General features: G+C 69.7%; 14 protein-coding genes and 5 pseudogenes. 3 read left to right on the forward strand and 16 right to left on the reverse strand.

The window, feature by feature from the left end:
• Positions 1 to 62: 62 nt before the first annotated feature.
• Genes dmpG through mhpD form a run of 3 tightly spaced genes read right to left on the reverse strand, consistent with a single transcriptional unit; the run spans position 63 to position 2,946 of the window.
• On the reverse strand, positions 63 to 1,094 hold the full coding sequence (dmpG, locus tag AOK11_RS01935; protein ID WP_055591871.1) for a 4-hydroxy-2-oxovalerate aldolase: 1,032 nt from the start codon (positions 1,092 to 1,094) through the stop codon (positions 63 to 65).
• Complete coding sequence (locus AOK11_RS01940; protein ID WP_079034570.1) at positions 1,091 to 2,095, reverse strand: acetaldehyde dehydrogenase (acetylating); 1,005 nt, start codon at positions 2,093 to 2,095, stop codon at positions 1,091 to 1,093. The genes dmpG and AOK11_RS01940 overlap by 4 nt, the downstream gene beginning before the upstream one ends.
• Positions 2,092 to 2,946 (reverse strand): 2-keto-4-pentenoate hydratase, encoded by an 855-nt coding sequence (mhpD, locus tag AOK11_RS01945; RefSeq protein ID WP_055591872.1) that lies wholly within the window; start codon positions 2,944 to 2,946, stop codon positions 2,092 to 2,094. Before mhpD ends, AOK11_RS01940 begins: the two co-directional genes overlap by 4 nt.
• A gap of 159 nt (positions 2,947 to 3,105) precedes the next feature.
• On the opposite strand from mhpD, the gene AOK11_RS01950 reads away from it, so the two are divergent.
• Positions 3,106 to 3,927 (forward strand): IclR family transcriptional regulator, encoded by an 822-nt coding sequence (locus AOK11_RS01950; protein ID WP_079034571.1) that lies wholly within the window; start codon positions 3,106 to 3,108, stop codon positions 3,925 to 3,927.
• 240 nt (positions 3,928 to 4,167) lie between these two features.
• Here the strand turns inward: AOK11_RS01950 and AOK11_RS01955 are convergent, their stop codons facing one another.
• The 10 genes and pseudogenes from AOK11_RS01955 to AOK11_RS02005 form a co-directional block, all read right to left on the reverse strand.
• A complete protein-coding gene (locus AOK11_RS01955; protein ID WP_055591873.1) occupies positions 4,168 to 5,376 on the reverse strand; it encodes an MFS transporter in 1,209 nt (402 codons plus the stop codon).
• Between the two features lie 544 nt (positions 5,377 to 5,920).
• Positions 5,921 to 6,610 (reverse strand): annotated as a pseudogene (locus AOK11_RS01960) (DUF6596 domain-containing protein); the annotation flags it as partial.
• A 131-nt stretch (positions 6,611 to 6,741) separates the two neighbouring features.
• Positions 6,742 to 7,556 (reverse strand): IS5 family transposase gene (locus AOK11_RS38890; protein ID WP_107098467.1). Its coding sequence is split into 2 segments (ribosomal slippage): positions 6,742 to 7,202 and positions 7,202 to 7,556, totalling 816 coding nucleotides; the frame shifts between segments, so codons are not numbered across the junction.
• A gap of 100 nt (positions 7,557 to 7,656) precedes the next feature.
• Positions 7,657 to 8,085, reverse strand: a pseudogene (locus AOK11_RS01975) (sigma factor); the annotation flags it as partial.
• A 59-nt stretch (positions 8,086 to 8,144) separates the two neighbouring features.
• Positions 8,145 to 8,552 carry a YciI family protein gene (locus AOK11_RS01980; protein WP_055591875.1) on the reverse strand — a complete coding sequence of 136 codons (408 nt, stop codon included), beginning with the start codon at positions 8,550 to 8,552 and terminating at the stop codon, positions 8,145 to 8,147.
• Positions 8,553 to 9,285: 733 nt separating this feature from the next.
• Positions 9,286 to 9,702, reverse strand: a complete 417-nt coding sequence (locus tag AOK11_RS01985; protein WP_055591876.1) for a ribosomal maturation YjgA family protein — start codon at positions 9,700 to 9,702, stop codon at positions 9,286 to 9,288.
• A 422-nt stretch (positions 9,703 to 10,124) separates the two neighbouring features.
• Positions 10,125 to 10,649, reverse strand: a complete 525-nt coding sequence (gene atpF / locus AOK11_RS01990; RefSeq protein ID WP_055591877.1) for a F0F1 ATP synthase subunit B — start codon at positions 10,647 to 10,649, stop codon at positions 10,125 to 10,127.
• 45 nt (positions 10,650 to 10,694) lie between these two features.
• Complete coding sequence (locus AOK11_RS01995) at positions 10,695 to 11,126, reverse strand: transposase (protein WP_055591878.1); 432 nt, start codon at positions 11,124 to 11,126, stop codon at positions 10,695 to 10,697.
• A gap of 404 nt (positions 11,127 to 11,530) precedes the next feature.
• Positions 11,531 to 12,517 (reverse strand): phosphotransferase, encoded by a 987-nt coding sequence (locus tag AOK11_RS02000; protein WP_055591879.1) that lies wholly within the window; start codon positions 12,515 to 12,517, stop codon positions 11,531 to 11,533.
• Between the two features lie 111 nt (positions 12,518 to 12,628).
• Positions 12,629 to 13,369 carry a VOC family protein gene (locus tag AOK11_RS02005; RefSeq protein ID WP_055591880.1) on the reverse strand — a complete coding sequence of 247 codons (741 nt, stop codon included), beginning with the start codon at positions 13,367 to 13,369 and terminating at the stop codon, positions 12,629 to 12,631.
• A gap of 193 nt (positions 13,370 to 13,562) precedes the next feature.
• Here AOK11_RS02005 and AOK11_RS38895 point away from each other — a divergent pair.
• A pseudogene (locus tag AOK11_RS38895) lies at positions 13,563 to 14,102 on the forward strand (helix-turn-helix domain-containing protein); the annotation flags it as partial.
• A gap of 179 nt (positions 14,103 to 14,281) precedes the next feature.
• Here the strand turns inward: AOK11_RS38895 and AOK11_RS02010 are convergent.
• Positions 14,282 to 14,725: a GNAT family N-acetyltransferase gene (locus AOK11_RS02010; RefSeq protein ID WP_055591886.1), complete on the reverse strand. Its 444-nt coding sequence runs from the start codon at positions 14,723 to 14,725 to the stop codon at positions 14,282 to 14,284.
• Between the two features lie 265 nt (positions 14,726 to 14,990).
• Between AOK11_RS02010 and AOK11_RS02015 the strand changes: the two are divergent.
• Positions 14,991 to 15,377 (forward strand): annotated as a pseudogene (locus AOK11_RS02015) (MFS transporter); the annotation flags it as partial.
• A gap of 65 nt (positions 15,378 to 15,442) precedes the next feature.
• On the opposite strand, the pseudogene AOK11_RS44345 reads toward AOK11_RS02015, so the two are convergent.
• A pseudogene (locus AOK11_RS44345) lies at positions 15,443 to 15,885 on the reverse strand (diguanylate phosphodiesterase); the annotation flags it as partial.
• Positions 15,886 to 16,087: 202 nt separating this feature from the next.
• On the reverse strand, positions 16,088 to 16,888 hold the full coding sequence (locus AOK11_RS02025) for a 3-hydroxybutyrate dehydrogenase (RefSeq protein WP_055591883.1): 801 nt from the start codon (positions 16,886 to 16,888) through the stop codon (positions 16,088 to 16,090).
• Positions 16,889 to 16,916 lie beyond the last annotated feature (28 nt).

Consider the following 16,916-nt stretch of genomic DNA (forward strand, 5'->3'; position numbering starts at 1 on the left):
GCCCAGCCCGGGGCGGGTGCGTCGCCGCACCCGCCCCGGGCTGGGCCGGCCAGGTCTGCAGGTCAGCCCGCCGGGGCCTGCGCCACGAGGTCGAGAGCGATGTCGGTGATCATGTCCTCCTGACCGCCGACCATCTTGCGGCGCCCGACCTCGACGAGGATCGCGCGGGTGTCGATGCCGTAGCGCTCGGAGGCCCGTTCGGCATGGCGCAGGAAGCTGGAGTACACGCCCGCGTAGCCGAGCGTCAGCGTCTCCCGGTCGACCTGCACCGTGCGGTCCTGCAGCGGCCGTACGAGATCGTCGGCCGCGTCCATGAGGGGGAACAGGTCGCAGCCGTGGTCCCAGCCCATGAGGTCGGCGACCGCGATGAACGCCTCCAGCGGGCAGTTGCCCGCCCCCGCGCCCTGACCCGCGAGCGAGGCGTCGACGCGGGTGACACCGTTCTCGACGGCGACCACGGTGTTGGCCACGCCGAGGGCGAGGTTGTGGTGGGCGTGGATGCCGAGTCCGGTGGCCGGGTCGAGGACGTCGCGGTAGGCCCTGACGCGGTCACGGACCCCGTCCATGGTGAGCCGGCCACCGGAGTCGGTGACGTAGACGCAGTGGGCTCCGTAGGACTCCATGAGCTTGGCCTGGCGGGCGAGTTCGGCCGGCTCGGCCATGTGGGACATCATCAGGAACCCCGCGACGTCCATACCCAGCTCACGCGCCGCCGCGATGTGCTGGGCGGAGATGTCCGCCTCGGTGCAGTGCGTGGCGATCCGCACGGAGCGGATCCCCAGAGAGTGGGCCCGCTCGAGGTCGTGGACGGTGCCGATGCCGGGCAGCAGGAGCGTCGTGGGTATGGCGTGCCGCGTGGCGCCGGCCACCGCTTCGATCCATTCCCAGTCGGTGTGGGCGCCGACACCGTAGTTGATGCTGGAGCCGGCCAGGCCGTCACCGTGGGCGATCTCGATCGCGGCCACGCCGGCCGCGTCCAGCTCGGCGGCGATGGCGCGGGCCTGGTCGACGGTGTAGCGATGGCGGACGGCGTGCATGCCGTCCCGCAGTGTCACGTCCTGCACGTACAGGGCGGGCTGCTGCTGTGCGGTCATCGGGAGACCACCTCCGACGTGTGGTGGGCGGCCATGCGCTCCGCGGTACGCAGCGCGGCCGAGGTCATGATGTCGAGGTTGCCGGCGTAGGACGGCAGGTAGTGGGCGGCGCCCTCGACCTCGAGGAACACCGACACCCGTGTCGCGTCCGGGGTGCGGGAGCCGGCGGGGAGGAGGGAACGCAGCGGGTCGTCGGCGGCGACCCGGTCGAACTGCACGGCCTGCTTGAGGCGGTAGCCGGGGACGTAGCCCTGGACCCGGGCGACCATCTCCTCGACGGATTCCTGCACCGCGGTGTCGTCGCACTCGCCCACCAGGCAGTGGACGGTGTCGCGCATGATGAGCGCGGGTTCGGCGGGGTTGAGGATGATGATGGCCTTGCCGCGGGCCGCGCCGCCGACCTGTTCGATGGCGGACGACGTGGTCTCGGTGAACTCGTCGATGTTGGCCCGGGTGCCCGGCCCGGCCGAGCGGGACGCGATGGATGCGACGATCTCGCCGTAGTGCACGGGCGTGACCGCCCCGACCGCCGCGACGACGGGAATGGTGGCCTGGCCGCCGCAGGTGACCATGTTGACGTTGGCGGCGTCGAGGTGGGCCGCGCCGTTGACCGGCGGCACCACGTAGGGGCCCAGTGCGGCGGGAGTGAGGTCGACGAGTGTGCGGCCCAGGGGGCGCAGTACGTCCTCGTGGTGGCGGTGGGCCCCGGCCGAGGTGGCGTCGAAGACGATGTCGATGTCGGCGAACTCGTCCATCCTCACCAGCCCCTCCACCCCTTCGTGGGTGGTGGCGACCTTGAGGCGGCGCGCGCGTGCCAGGCCGTCGGAGTCCGGGTCGATGCCCGCCATGGCGGTGATCTCCAGGCTCTCGGAGAGCCGCAGCACCTTGATCATCAGATCGGTGCCGATGTTGCCGGAGCCGATGACCGCTACTTTGGTCCGCCGTGCGGGGGCCGTGCTCGTCTTGGAGGCCGTGCTCGTCGTGGAGGTCGTGCTCGTCACTGCTGTACTCCCTCGTCCGGGGTGTCCGGGGTGTCGGTGGTGTCCGGTGCGAACGCGACCTGTACGGAGCCGAGCCCGGTGATGTGGGCGTCGAAGCGGTCGCCGGGAGCGGCCACGACCATGGGTCCCAGGGCACCGGTGAGGACGATGTCCCCCGCGCGCAGCGGATCTCCGGCGGAGGCGAGTACGTCCGCCAGCCAGACGGCGGCGTTGAGCGGGCCGCCCAGGCAGTCGCGCCCCGAGCCGCTGGACACCTCCTCCTCGTTGCGCAGCAGCGTCATCCGCACGTCCCTCAGGTTCACCGCGGTCAGCGGCACGGGGGTGCCGCCGAGAACGAAGAGGCCCGAGGAGGCGTTGTCGCAGACCGTGTCGACGATGGAGATGTCCCAGCCGCTGATGCGGCTGTCGACGATCTCCAGAGCGGGCAGGGCGAAGTCCACCGCGCGCAGTACGTCGGCGACCGTGGGCCCGACGAAGGGGAGGTCGGCGCCGAGAACAAGTGCCACTTCGGCCTCGACCTTGGGCTGGAGCAGCCTCCCCACAGGGACCGTTCCGCCGTCGGGGACGGCCATGTCGGACAGCAGGGCCCCGAAGTCCGGCTGGTCGACCCCGAGTTGCTTCTGCACGGCCGGCGAGGTGAGGCCGATCTTGCGGCCCACGATCCTGCGGCCGTCGGTGAGGCTGCGCCGCACGTTGAGACGCTGCACCTCGTAGGCGGTGCCCAGGTCGTCGGCGCCGAGAAGCGTGCGCACAGGCGGACATGTCACGCCTGTCTGCGCGGCCTGCTTCAGGATGTCGGCCGCCTTCAGGATGGGACCGGGCGGCGGGTCGTACAGGGGAGGCATGGTCATGTTGCCCTCGGGGAGTGCGCCGGAAGGGTGGTTCCGGAGGTTCGGGAGGTTCGGGAGGTTCGGGACCGGAGTCCGGCGGGTGCGGAGGTTCCGGTATAGACAGGGGGGCGCAACTCTGACAATCATTGTTCCGTGACACGGAACAATGACCAGGGCAACATGCTGGACAAAGCGGTATCCATCCTGAATTGCTTCGACAGCGTCGGCGGCTCGTTCCGGCTCACGGAACTCTCGGACCGTACGGGGCTGCCGAAGGCCACGGTGCACCGGCTGACCGCGGATCTGGTCCGCCTCAAGCTGATGGAGAAGGAGGGCAACGCCTACCGTCTCGGCGGCCGGCTCTTCGAACTGGGCAGTCTGGTTCCGCGCCGGCACGGCCTGCGGGAGACGGCCCTGCCCTTCCTCCAGGATCTCTACGAAGCCACCCACGAGACGGTGCACCTCGGCGTGCGCGAAGGGCGGGAGGTGGTCTATCTGGAGCGCATCCACGGCCACGACCGGCTGCCGCTGCCCTCACGGGTGGGCGGGCGCCTCCCGCTGAGCTGCACCGGCGTGGGCAAGGCACTGCTGGCCTTCTCCAGCCCCGAGCTGGTGGACACGGTGCTGGGCGAGACTCCCCTGCCGCAGCTCACCCGCTACTCGACCTCCGACCCCGACCGGCTGCGGACCGCCATCGAGCAGGCACACGTCTCCGGTCTGGCGTACGAGGAGCAGGAGGCCGCCCTCGGAGTGAGCTGCATCGCCGCTCCCGTCTTCGACGGCAGCGGTACGGCCGTCGCCGCCCTGTCCGTCGCCGTACCGCGCGCCCGTTTCCAGCCGGCGCAGCTCGCCCCCGCCGTCCGCACCGCGGCGCTGGGCCTGTCCCGCGCACTGCGTGCCGACAGCGCGGAACGACGGCCGTCCGTGCAGCACACGCTCATGGCCCTGCACGCCGAGGCCGGCCGGGACGACGGTCGCCGGGGGGCATCACGTCCCGGATGACCCGGTACTGGATGACCCGGCAAGGGACCCGCACGACGCGACCGTATGCCCGGAACAGGGCCGCTCGGGCGGTGAGGCGCCGAGGGCTTCCTGGAGAAAATCGCGCGGCCGCAGCCGTCCAGCAGGGCTGCGGCATCCCGGCAGGCCGCCTCCACCTCGGGTACCGGTGCCCGGACACCGGGGCCGGGCCCGCCCGCACTCCTGACGGGCCCAGCCCCGGTTCGCCCTCTTCTCAGGTCGTCACGTGACCGTACGCGTCTCCTGCTCGGGCACGGCCGAGCCTTCCATGATCACCTCGGAGCGTCGGTCGCCCCGGTCCATCAGGCCACCCGTGAAAGCCAGGCCGAGGCCGGCCAGGGCAAGAGCCGCACCGGCCAGGCTGGGCGCGGCCCAGCCCCAGCCGGCCGAGATGACCAGGCCGCCGATCCATGCCCCGCCCGCGTTGGCCAGGTTGAACGCGGAGTGGTTGGAGGCCGCCGCCATCGTCGGAGCGTTCTTGGCCTTGGCCATGAGCAGCATCTGGACGGGCGTGGTGATGAGAGAGCCCATCGCACCGATGACGGTGATCGTCACCAGGGCGGGCACGAGGCTGTGCACGGTGAAGTAGAACGTCACCAGTGCCGCGGCGAGCAAAGCCAGGCCCGCATACAGCGTCGGCCGCAGGGCACGGTCCGTGAGCGGGCCGGCGATCAGCGTGCCGAGCGTCATGCCGACGCCGTAGAGCGCGAGGACCAGAGTGGTCGAGGAGTCGGACATGCCCGTCAGATTCGTCAGCATCGGCACCAGGTAGCTGTAGACGGCGAAGAATCCGCCGAATCCGACCACCGCGACGCCCATGCCGATCGCGACCTGCCTGTTGCCCATGGCCCGCAGCTCGCTCCGGATGCCGGACTGCCGGCCCCGTGGCTGGTGGGGGACGAAGCAGGCCAGCATGAGGAGGGCGACGAGCCCGATGGCGGTGACCGCCCAGTAGGCGGACCGCCAGCCCAGTTGCTGCCCGAGGGCCGTGCTGGCCGGGACTCCGATGATGTTGGCGACGGTGAGGCCGAGGAACATCTTCGAAACGGCACGTGCCGCACGCCCCGGGGCGACCAGACCTGAGGCGACGACGGCGCCCACGCCGAACAGCGCTCCGTGCGGCAGACCCGCCAGGAACCGCGCGGCGAAGAGCAGGCCGAAGTCGGGAGCGAGCGCGGACGCGGCGTTGCCCACCACGAACAGCCCCGACAGGAGCAGGAGCAGTTTCTTGTGGGGTATGCGCGCGCCGATACCCGTCAGCAGGGGCGCGCCGACGACGACACCGAGCGCGTAGGCGGAGACGAGGTTGCCGGCGTGCGGCACGGACACGCCGACCCCGTCGGCGATCTGGGGCAGCAGTCCCATCGTGGCGAACTCGGTCGTGCCGATGCCGAACGCGACGACAGCCAGGGCCAGCAGAGCCAGCGGCATGGTGCAGAAAACCTTTCGAAGACCACGGTCCAGGAGCCGGGGAGGGGGACGGTGTCGGGCCCGACCGCGAGTGGCGTCGCCGGCCCGGCCGGCCGAACAGCGGCGGGGCCGGTCGCGCCGAGCGCCGGCCGTGCGTCTCCGGAGGGGCTGCCGGCCCGGCTTCGCGGACGGTCGGCGTGGCCTCGCGGAGTGGGAAGCGTGAGGGACAACACGGCCGTACGAACCTCGCTACGGGGTTCTGTGCCGGTGACCGGCGTAGTGCCTCCCGGCCGGACCGCGCCGGGCCGGCACCGTCTCAGCGCGCGAGACAGCCGAAGCCGGCGAGGACGCGGCGGAGGGCGTACGGAGTTCCATGGTTCGTGACTCTCGGGGAGTGCGGCGACCGCCCGAGACGGGGCGAACCTGCGGGACGAGCTGAGGAGGCGCTGGCCTCGACGGTGAGGCGGGCCGTCAAGGACCGTAACACCGATTCGATCTGTATATCGATTCGCTGTGAAACGGGAGAAGAACTCCGCGCGCAGTCCCGTCGTCCGAGCGTGACCCGTCAGTGACCCCGGCGGGCGTTGAGCCGGGCAGCCCGGCGTGTCAGGTGGTCGCGTTCGGCGAGGTTGGGCGCCTTCCGGGCTGCCTCGGCGTACAGGCGTGCCGCCGTCGCCAGGTCGCCGTCGCGTTCGTGGAGATATGCCGCCACTGCGGTGTGGCGGGGCAGTGAGTCCTCCAGTGCCGCGAGCGCGGCCAGGCCGGCGCGGGGTCCGTCGGCCTCGCCGACGGCCACCGCGCGGTTGAGCCGGACGACCGGGCTGCCGGTCAGGCGTGTGAGCTCGTCGTACCACTCGACGATCTGCACCCAGTCGGTCTCCCCGGCCGTGGCCGCGTCGGCGTGGAGTGCCGCAATGGCGGCCTGGACCTGGAACTCGCCCAGCCGGTCGCGGGCTAGGGCCGCCTGCAGGATCCCGACGCCCTCGGCGATCGACTCGGTGTCCCACCGGCCGCGGTCCTGCTCGGCGAGCGGTACCAGGCTGCCGTCGGGTGCGGTCCGGGCGGCGCGCCGGGCGTGGTGGAGCAGCATGAGGGCGAGCAGCCCCGCCGCCTCGGGGTGGTCGATCGCGGCCGCGAGCTGCCGGGTGAGCCGGATGGCCTCGGCGGCGAGGTCGACGTCGCCGGAGTAGCCCTCGTTGAAGACCAGGTAGAGGACGCGCAGCACGGTGGCGACATCGCCGGGCCGGTCGAACCTTCCCCGAGCTCTCGGCTTCTCCCCCACTCTCGGCTTCGCTCGAGCGGGGGGACCCCCATGAGCAGGGGAGACCCCATTGCCGGAGACGGTGCGCTTGGCCCGGCTGATGCTCCCCCACTGCCTTAGAGGTCCTAACAGAGTGCTCGGACGCGCCGGTGCAGGATGAGACAGACAGCCAACTGCAGAAAGGCGTCATGGATGTCGTCCCGGCGCTCCCAACGGATCCTCAGGTGCCGGAAACCGTGCAGCCACGACAGTCCACGCTCGACCACCCACCGGTGAACGCCGAGGCCCGAGCCGTGCACCTGTCCGCGGCGGGCGATGACCGGGGTGATGCCCAGGGTGCGGACCATGCGGCGATAGCGGTCGTGGTCGTAGCCGCGGTCCGCGTACAGACGGCGCGGCCGGAACCGGGGACGCCCACGGTGGCCGTGGACGGCGGGGATCGCCCGCAGCAGCGGCATCAACTGGGTAACGTCGTTGCGGTTGCCGCCGGTGAGCGAGACCGCCAACGGAGTTCCGTGCGCGTCGGTGATCAGGTGGTGTTTCGAGCCCGGCCGGGCGCGGTCGACCGGACTCGGCCCGGTTTTGGGCCGCCTCGCAGGGCGCGGACGTGGGAGGTGTCGATGGCGGCGCGGGAGAAGTCCAGCTGGTCCGCGCCGCGCAGCTTCGCCAGCAGGATCTCCTGCAGCTTGTGCCAGACGCCGGCCTGGTTCCAGTCCCGCAGTCGGCGCCAGCAGGTCATGCCCGAGCCGAAGCCCAGTTCCTGCGGCAGCCACTCCCACTGGATGTTGGTGGACAGCACGAACAGGATGCCCTGCAGAGCCTTGCGGTCGTCCAGTCGTTTGCGGCCCGGGTGGTCGGGTCGGCGCTCCACCACTGGCAGCAGCGGCTCGATCAGGGCCCACAGGTCGTCGTCGATCTCCCAGGGCTTGGGACGGGACATCACACACCTCCCGATCGGCACGAACTTGCACCAATACACCCAGGATAATTCAAATATCCTATTTTGTTAGGGGCTCTTAAGGGCGTGGGAGGTACCCCCACGCCATGGTCGCCTCGGGCACCAGATAGGCCTGGGCTATCTGGCGGGTGGTGAGCCCACCGACGGCGCGCAGCGTGAGCGCGACCGCGGACGACGGCGTCAGCGACGGGTGGGCGCACAGGAAGTAGAGCTGGAGCGTGTCGTCCGCCGAGGGCGCGGGTCCGGGCGGCGACTCCTCGCCGACGCGCTCCTCGCGCCGGCGGCGGGCGGTGTCCGCCCGGGTCGCGTCGAGGAACCGGCGCCAGGCCACGGTGACCAGCCAGCCCTTCGGGTCGTGCGGTGGGGCGGCAGGCCAGACGCGGACCGCCTCGACCAGCGCGTCCTGCAGGGCGTCCTCGGCCGCCGCGAAGTCCGCTCCGCGGCGGACGAGGATCCCGAGCACGCTCGGCGTGAGGCTCCGGAGCAGGACCTCGTTCACTCCAGACGTCATTCCGGTCCCGTTTCCGTCATCGATTCCGGCCCGCCGTTTCGTCATGTCATTCCGTCATGTCATTCCGTGATGGTGGGCGGTGCGGTCAGGAACGGGCGTACCTCGAGCCACTCGTGGATCGGCTTCCCGCCCGCCCCGGGGGCGGCCGACAGCTCCCCGGCCAGCTCGACGGCGCGCTCGTGGCTGTCGACGTCGATCACCATCCAGCCGGCGATGAGGTCCTTCGTCTCGGCGAACGGGCCGTCGGTGACCGGCGGGCGGCCCTCGCCGTCGTACCGGACGAACGTCCCCTCGGGGGCGAGCGCCTGGCCGTCGACGAACTCGCCGGTCCTCTCGAGCCGGGCGGCGAAGTCGTTCATGTACTGCACGTGGGCCGAGATCTCCTCCGGCGTCCACCGGTCCATGGGCACGTCGTTGACCGCAGCCGGGGCGCCGCGGTAGTGCTTCAGCAGCAGGTACTTGGCCATCGTGCTTCTCCTCGGTACTGGTGCGACCCCTTCCGGTCGCGTTCACTGCGGGGACGGAGCCGGCCACGGGTTCTCGACATCCACGCCCGAAATCTTTTTGGCTCTCACTGACACGCAACGCCCACCGGTGCCATCGTCCCGGGACAGCGCGGCTTCCGCGCGCCGAAGGGGCACCACAGCTCGGCGGTGTCCGTCAGCGCAGATGCGTCAGGAAGACCTGCCGGTCACCGGCGGTGGACGACTCCCCCAGCAGGTCACCCGGTACCGCGTCGTACACCACCGCGCGGTATGCGCGTCGAATGTCGGGCCGGTCACCGGCTTCGGGGCGACGGTGCCGTTCAGCCGGGAGGTGCCCCTGCCCGTGCGGCGGTCGAGTGCGTAGACGTGCGTCCTGCTGTCTTCGGGTTCCTCCCTCCGAGGTCCGACGCCAGGGGCGACTCGGGCACATGCCATGACAGCCCTTTTGATACCTCGCGGTACCGTCGGTCCGGCCCCGGGCGGGCCGACACGGGGGCCGCACAAACACCCCGGCGCAGGACTGCAGGGTCCCACCACATGTGCGCCTGACCTGCATGTTCCTAAGGCGTCGATACGTGCCCGTCTTCCCACCGCCCCCAAGGAAGTGGCGCACACGGCCTCGGCACCAACCGCTCCCCAAGTCCCGGCCCTCGGCAACCTCAAGCGCATCGTCACCGGAAGCCTGATCGGCACCACCGTCGAGTGGTACGACGCCTCATCGCCGACCCGTCCTTCGCGACGCTACGACGAGCCATCCGACCAGCGCGCCGACCGCGTACCAGAACAGGTCCGGTGCGTTGAAGGTGGACCCGAGGATCAGACGGGCAGCAGTGCTGTGCCGGGAGAGTTCTGCCGGCAGCCCACTGAGCTGCAAGAGCTCGACCCCCCAACTGAGGGCCAACGCGAGGGCGCCGGCTTTCCATGCCGCCACTCGCGGCGCCACCAGGATGACGAGGGTGAAAATCAGCAGGGTGTACAGAGCGTCCCCGCCGTACTTGGCCACATCTCCCACCGTCACGGCCCTGAGCCCCAGCCCAGCGCCAACGATCGCCGGCACGGCCACAGCCGCCGACAGACGAATCCGGTTCGTCTCGCTGCCGACACCTGCGCCGCTTCCGGAAGGGGAGGTCATACGATCATTCTGCTGGATGCTTGGCACTCGTCCCGACGGATACCCGCCCCGCCGGGCTGCGGGCGCCTGGCCGCACAGGGGCGGCTCACCGATTTTCGACCGCTGCCGCCGTCGTCGTCGCCGCCCACGCCGTACGCCTCCCTCGAGGTGCAGCCTCCGTGCCACCGGGGACAAGGTGATCGCGAGAATTCACGGTACCCGCTGCTACCGGCACTTGGTCGAGGCGAGCATTGAGGTTTCCTCAACGAAGGTCATTTCCAGTGTCCGTTGAGGACGAGCACGGCACGTACGATAACCAGGATTCAAGCGACGTCAAGTGGCGAAGAGTGCTACCCATTAGCGAGCACGGTAGAGGACCCCCGTACCGAAACGACTACCTGGGGGCCTCTACTGGCGCAATGCGTCATCGACCTTCAAAGAGCTTAGCTCGTCACTCGCTTCACTGACGAGCCGGCCTCCAGCTCATCGAAATACCGGTCGATGACCTCGCTGTTGTTAGCGAATTCATCGAGAGGCTCACCAACGATTCGGTTCGCCAGTTCGATTGCGAGCTGGCGCACACTCTCGTTGAGCGCGGCGGCCGCCAAGGTTCGGTCAACTTCAAGTTGAGCATGCGCCGCTGCGATAAGGGCATCACGCTGACGAGCACCCTCGTCTCGGGCGGCTGCAATAATTTGGGCGCCCTGCTCCTTTGCTTCCTGCCGGATATGGGCGAATTCCCGGTAGGCTTCGGCGAGCTCGTTCTTGTACTCTTCGTGGATGCGCTCAGCTTCGATCCGAGCGACTTCGGCGCGCTCGAAATTTCCATCGATAGCGTCCTCGCGCTCCTCCAGCGTCTTGCGGATACGCGGGAGGACAACCTTCACAAAAAGGCCGAAGACTAAGGAGAAGGAAACAACTGCGACAACAAGGTCGACTACCTTTGGTTCGAGTGGTCCAAGATTCATGGCCCGTAGGGTACTAGCACTACTGACCTTGAATACGTGATGTCGTCATGGTGGCTGGTTTCGGAGGCCGGTGCCGACGAGGCAGCCGTCGAGGACATCGTGGCGGTACTGGAGCCGGCGTAAACCGCGCCGGACAGCGGTGAACAGCTCGTCGGAGTCGGCGAACGCCCGGTTGGCCGCGGTGGTGCGCCGCAGCACGGACCAGATGCCCTCGACCGGGTTGAAGTCGGTTGCGTAGGGCGGCAGCTGGACCACGGTGAGCCAGTCGCGATCGGTGAGGTAACGGCGCATCCCGGCGGTGAGGTGGGTGTTGAGGTGGTCCCAGATCAACACGATCGGGCCGCCGAGCTGTTGGTGCGCGGTCTGGAGGAGGTCGCGGTGGTCCTTCCAGGAGAAGCTCTTGCGTCCGTCGGGCCGGGCGTCCGGGCAGGGCCGGTAGATCAGCCGGGAGCGTTCGCCGGGTTTGTGGCAGGCCAGGGCGGCGACCGTCCTCCGGCTCCGGTTCGGGGAAGTCGACGCGTTGGGCGACTTCGTCGCGCCACTCGGCCATCAGCTCAGCCGTCACGTCCCGCGTCCTGCCCGGTCGACGACGACTCCCGGGCAACCTCACAAGATCTCCGGCTGCAGTACAAGGGTGCGGGGGCCAAGTTCGTCGAGTACCAAGTCGAGTACCAATGAGGGAGCTTCACCCCACCCGGACCTTTGACGCTTGATCAAGTGCCTCGCTCACCTCCGTGGTCCTGCGGGCTCGAAGCGGGAGCCGCTGGGGCAGTCCCGGCCTGAGAGACAGCATTTCCAAAAGGGTGGTGGACGTGGCTTGCCGTGCGCCATCAAGCCACGTCCACGGCCTTCTGCCCGGAAGTTGCGGCCGGTCCCGTCCGCTACGGAAGGAGTGCCAGGGTCTCCTGCAGGTTGTGCTCGGCGATCCCGAGCATGGAGGCCCGGTCGGGATAGTCGCCGTCGAGCAGGCGCAACGGGCCGGCGATCAGGGACAGGTGCATCGCGAGCGTGTAGAGGTCCAGCCGCTGTGGGTCGAGACCGGGCCGGGACAGGACGGGGTAGTGCTTGCCGAAGCGGAGCCGGAGGAAGACGTGCTCCCATTCGATGTCGAAGTGCATGAGGCCCTCGATGTCGATCAGCACCGCGTGACCATCGGCGTCGACCAGGACGTGGTCGGGACCCAGTTCCCCGTGGATCAGCCCGTATTCGGCACGGGAGACCACCAGCGCGGCGAGGCCGTGCAGACGGTCACGCAGGTGACCTTCCACTGCGGCGATCCTGCGCTCCCTGCCCGAGGCCTCTTCGAGATCGCGCAGGGCCCGGTCGAGAACCAGTTGCTCGCAGGAGACTCCGCTTGCGGTGCCGCCCTGTTCCAGCAGATCCGTCCGGCCGTACCGCGGGGCAAGGTGTCCGTGCATGAGGTCCACCATCGCGGCCAGGTCGGCCAGGGCCGCGGTTGCGCGGGCGGGATCGCTCTCGAGGAGTGCCTCGAGGGTGTCGGCGGAGATGTCCTCGACAACGGCCACGTCTGCCGGGTGACGGTGCCGGCTGTCGTCCGCCAGGAGAAGCTGCGGAACCCTTACGCCCAAGCCGTCCAGTTGTTGCCGGGCGACAAGGAACGGGGTCAGCCCTGAGGCGGGTGCGAACGCATCCCTGGCATCGATCCCCTTCTGGCCCGGCCAGAAGTTCTCCTCCTCGGCCCAGCTGTAGACGATCACACTCGTCACCGGAGTCCCGTCGACTCGGACCCGGTACACCCCCTTCTTACTGCCCCCGCGCAACCGCTCCACCGCGACCGCACGGCAGCCCGGTCCCAGTCCGTCACGGACCAGTCCCGACAGGTCTTCGATCTCCACGAGCTTCCGCATCGGTAAAACGTATCGAACAGCCCGTTCGCACATGCGGTGAATTACACCCCGGCAGCATCCCGCTGCCGGCCGGCGGTACGGACACCGTGTCCTCTGTGGTGAGGCTCCGCGTCAGGACGGGGCGAGGACGCAGAACTCGTGGCCCTCCGGGTCTGCCAGGCACGTCCACGCGACATCGCCCTGGCCGAGGTCGAGGTCGGTGGCGCCGAGGGCCCGCAACCGGACCACCTCCGCTGCTTTGTCGTCACCGGGGTACGGCAGCAGGTCGAGATGGACGCGGTCCGGCACGGTCTTCACATCGGGCGTGCGGAGGAACTCGAGATACGGGCCGACACCCTTGGCGGAGCGCAACACCGCATGATCGTCGGTCACCTCGTGCAGGGTCCAGTCCATCGCCTCGTCCCAGAACCGGGCCATGGCCCGCGGATCCGCGCAGTCGACCACCACCGCGGCAATCGGCCCGGTGCCCCGGTAGATCTCCCGAGGCTCCAGCACACAGAACTCGTTGCCCTCCGGGTCGGCGAGGACCGTCCACGGCACGTCGCCCTGGCCCACGTGGGCGGGCGTCGCACCAAGAGCCTGGAGGCGCGCGACCAACTCCGCCTGATGGGCCGCAGAGGTGGTGGCGAGATCGAGGTGCACACGGTTCTTTGTTGCTGTCTTGGATTCCGGGACGGGAACGACGTCGATGCAGACGGCGACCGGGTCCGGCCAAACGAAGCCGCCGACGGGTCCGACGTAGGTGGTCACGCCGGGTCTGAAAACACTCCAGCCGAGTGCCTCCGCCCAGAACCGGCCGACCGCCAAGCCATCAAGAGCCTTGATGTTCACCTGAACAGGTCGCAGTGCCATGCCGGCGATCCTATGCACCCGCTCTGCAACGACATCCGCACCGTCGCCAAACAGAGATCAACTCGCTCACCGGCCGCAACGCTCAGCTCGCCGTCTCATGCGGTGACCGCATAGGTTCACCGGGTTGCTTCTCCTGGCTTCCTGGCGTGTGGCGCGCTTGGACGTCTGCGGACATCGAAGCCAGGAGGCGGGAATGGCAGAACCGGTCAGGGTCCGGAGGCTGACCTCCCAGGAGAGTCAGCAGTTACAGCGGATCGTGCGCCGGGGCAGCACGAGTTCGGTGCGCCATGGGCGGGTGATGATATTGCCGGCGTCGACCGGCGGGAACCGCGTACCGGTGATCGCGAAGCTGGTGCAGGCCGACGAGGACACGGTCAGGGATGCCATCCACCGGTTCAACGAGATCGGCCTGGCCTGCCTGGACCCTCAGTGGGCGGGAGGCCGTCCCCGCCTACTCAGCCCTGACGACGAGGACTTCGTCATCCAGACGGCCACCACCCGCCCGCGCAAACTCGGCCAGCCCTTCACTCGCTGGTCGCTCCGCAAGCTCGCTGTCTGTCTGCGCCGCGTCCACGGACGCGTGATCCGCACCGGCCGCGAGGCCCTGCGCTCACTGCTCGCCCGCCGCGGGATCCCCCTCCGGCGCACCAAGACGTGGAAGGAGTCCACCGACCCTGACCGCGACGCCAAGCTCGACCGCCCCGACCAACTCGAACCACCCCAACCACACCGTCCAGACCCGCGAAATCCACCGGTACATGCGCCGGCGCAAAGCCCACGCCCGCCACCTCGACGTGCTGGCCGCCCAACGCGGTGAACGCGCCCGCATCCGCAGTGAGAAGGGCATCCGCCGGGGCGGACGCCCCTGCTGACGGTTGCCTGACCGGTGCGGCACAGCGCCGGGTGAGACGGTCAGCGTGCTGGACGGACCATGATGATCACCGGGTGGCCGCTCTCCTCATCCAGCTGGTGTTCCCGCTCCTCAAAGCCCATGAGTTCGTAGAAGCCCCGGGCCCTGGCGTTGGCCTCGAACACCCCAAGCCTCAGCTCGCCGCGCAGCGTCGCGGCATGCTCCACCAGCGCTCGCCCAACGCCCCGCCCCTGCGCCCGGGGGTCGACGAACAAGCCGCCGATCTCATTCCCGAGCAGGCCCAGCAAGGCGATGACGTCTCCGGCATCCTCCGCGATCCAGTTCTCGGCCTCGCGGAGGTAGATCTCCCGAAGCTTGCGAGCCCGTTCCCCTTCGCCCTCGCCTTCGATGAACGGATGTGCCAGCTTCGAGGCACGCGACCACAGATCCACTACCACGGCTTCGTCGGACGCCTGATAACGCCGGATGGCAGGCTTCGTATCCATCCTGCGCACGCTAAGCAGGCCCCCCGATTCGATCAAGCGATTTTCGGTTTCGCCGAGACCACCGGGCAGCCCGGAGCAATATCCCCAACCGGCAACCCGGTGAACCTGTGCGGCCACGGCACTAAGGGCTCGCACCCTCACGTCGAGCGCGGTCTCCGTCATGCACCAGTATCGTCAGGTCAGCGGGAGCTGCTCGCCGCCCCGGGACGTCGGCACGGGCAAGCAGCAGACGGTGATCCTTGCCCGTGCACTGGGGCACGCCTGCTTCCCGGACTCCGACCCGCTCGTCGGCACGCTGCTGTCGTTTCTGACGTACGCGGTCGGGTTCGCCGCCCGGCCGCTGGGTGCGCTGGTCTTCGGGCACTACGGGGACCGGCTGGGGCGCAAGAAGCTGCTGGTGCTGAGCCTGCTGCTGATGGGTGGGGCGACCTGCGCGATCGGGTTGCTGCCCACGCACGCGACGATCGGCAGCGTCGCGCCCGTGCTGCTCACCGTGCTCCGACTGGTCCAGGGCTTCGCACTGGGCGGCGAGTGGGGAGGGGCCGTGCTGCTGGTGTCCGAGCACGGGGACGCGTGGCGGCGCGGATTCTGGGCCTCCTGGCCACAGACGGGTGCCCCGGCGGGGCAGTTGCTAAGGAGACCCGCCACCGGGACCTGAACGAGATCACCCCGGGAGGGACGGCCCAGGGGTCGGCCGAGGCTCCTGCCAAGGCGCCGGCCACGACGCAGGTCGTTCAGACCGAGGTAGGCGACGTCGGTACCGAGCAGTGAGCGGGCGCGCTGCACGATCGCCTGGAGCACGGCGTCCAGGTCGCGCAGTCCGGCGAGGTCGTGGGCGGTCTCGAAGAGCGCGGACAGCTCGGCCTCCCGGCGGCGCCGTCCCTCCAGGTCGGAGCGGACGCGGAGGGCGATCCTCGGGGCCTGTTCGAGGGCGGCGATCCGCTCGGTGGGCAGTCCCTCGGCACGGGCCAGGAGCACCGGCTGCTCGTAGGCCTCGGCGGACGCCCCTCGGGCCAGGAGTTCCAGGAACGGCGTCTCGGCACCGCCCGGTGCGGGACGGTCGTGCGGCTCGTGTGCGGGACGGTCGTCGGGGCGCGCCCGGTCCGGCACTGCGGCACCGGGGCCGGACGCTCGGCGGGCTGCAGGTGATCGCGGGACATGGTCACGGGATTCCTCATCCCACGACCGCCCCGTCAGACCTGTGGACAACCCGGTGGGCGGGGAGGGGCCGTGGGCCTGTGGACAGCATGGCCGAGCGGGCACCGGGTGACATCCGGCGTGGGTTCCTGGGCGAGGGGGCGGCGGTGGCGCCACGGCCGGCTCCGGCTCTCCGTCTCACTCTCGTCACCGGTCGGTCGTGGCTCAGTGCGCGGTCCAGCCACCGTCCAGCACGAACGACGTTCCGGTGACGAAGGACGCCTGCGGGGCGCACAGGTACGCCACCGCCTCGGCGACCTCCTCCGGTTCGATGAGCCGCTTGACCGCGCTGTCCTGCAGCATGACGGTGGACACGACCTCCTCCTCGGGGATGCCGTGCGCCTGTGCCTGGTCGGCGATCTGCTTCTCGACCAGGGGCGTGCGTACATAGGCGGGGTTCACACAGTTCGAGGTGACGCCGTGGGGTGCGCCTTCGAGAGCAGCGGTCTTGGACAGTCCCTCGAGACCATGTTTGGCGGACACATAGGCGGACTTGTAGGCCGAGGCGCGCAGCCCATGGACCGAGGACACATTGACGATGCGGCCCCACCCCTGTCCGTACATGTGGGGCAGGGCGCCGCGGATGAGCCGGAACGGTGCCTCGAGCATCACGGTGAGCACCGTGTGGAAGACGGTCGGCGGGAAGTCCTCGATCGGGCGGACCAGTTGCAGCCCGGCGTTGTTGACCAGTACGTCCGTGCCCGCGGCGGCGAGTTCGGCGGCGTCCAGGTCCATGAGGTCGAGCACATGCGGCTCGATGCCGCCGTTGAGGTCCCGGGCCTGCTCGGCCAGCGTCTCCAAGCCTGAGGCGTCCCGGTCGACGGCTCTCACCTCGGCGCCGGCGGCCGCGAGCCGCAGCGCGCAGGCGCGGCCGATGCCGCCGGCGGCGCCGGTGACGAGGGCGGTACGGCCACCGAGGTCGAGCAGGGGGGACAGGAGGGTGGAGAGGGCGTGGGGCGCGGTCATGTCCCGCCCCTAGGCAGCGCCCCTACCC

Source organism: Streptomyces hirsutus (genome assembly GCF_001418415.1).
Classification (GTDB): domain Bacteria; phylum Actinomycetota; class Actinomycetes; order Streptomycetales; family Streptomycetaceae; genus Streptomyces; species Streptomyces hirsutus.

What these genes read in the sequence shown, in the direction of transcription:
- dmpG (WP_055591871.1), bottom strand. Translation starts at nt 1,094, where the DNA reads ATGACCGCACAGCAGCAGCCCGCCCTGTACGTGCAGGACGTGACACTG.
- mhpD (WP_055591872.1), bottom strand. Translation starts at nt 2,946, where the DNA reads ATGACCATGCCTCCCCTGTACGACCCGCCGCCCGGTCCCATCCTGAAG.
- AOK11_RS01950 (WP_079034571.1), top strand. Translation starts at nt 3,106, where the DNA reads ATGCTGGACAAAGCGGTATCCATCCTGAATTGCTTCGACAGCGTCGGC.
- AOK11_RS01955 (WP_055591873.1), bottom strand. Translation starts at nt 5,376, where the DNA reads ATGCCGCTGGCTCTGCTGGCCCTGGCTGTCGTCGCGTTCGGCATCGGC.
- AOK11_RS01980 (WP_055591875.1), bottom strand. Translation starts at nt 8,552, where the DNA reads ATGGCCAAGTACCTGCTGCTGAAGCACTACCGCGGCGCCCCGGCTGCG.
- AOK11_RS01985 (WP_055591876.1), bottom strand. Translation starts at nt 9,702, where the DNA reads ATGACCTCCCCTTCCGGAAGCGGCGCAGGTGTCGGCAGCGAGACGAAC.
- atpF (WP_055591877.1), bottom strand. Translation starts at nt 10,649, where the DNA reads ATGAATCTTGGACCACTCGAACCAAAGGTAGTCGACCTTGTTGTCGCA.
- AOK11_RS02000 (WP_055591879.1), bottom strand. Translation starts at nt 12,517, where the DNA reads ATGCGGAAGCTCGTGGAGATCGAAGACCTGTCGGGACTGGTCCGTGAC.
- AOK11_RS02005 (WP_055591880.1), bottom strand. Translation starts at nt 13,369, where the DNA reads ATGGCACTGCGACCTGTTCAGGTGAACATCAAGGCTCTTGATGGCTTG.
- AOK11_RS02010 (WP_055591886.1), bottom strand. Translation starts at nt 14,725, where the DNA reads ATGGATACGAAGCCTGCCATCCGGCGTTATCAGGCGTCCGACGAAGCC.
- AOK11_RS02025 (WP_055591883.1), bottom strand. Translation starts at nt 16,888, where the DNA reads ATGACCGCGCCCCACGCCCTCTCCACCCTCCTGTCCCCCCTGCTCGAC.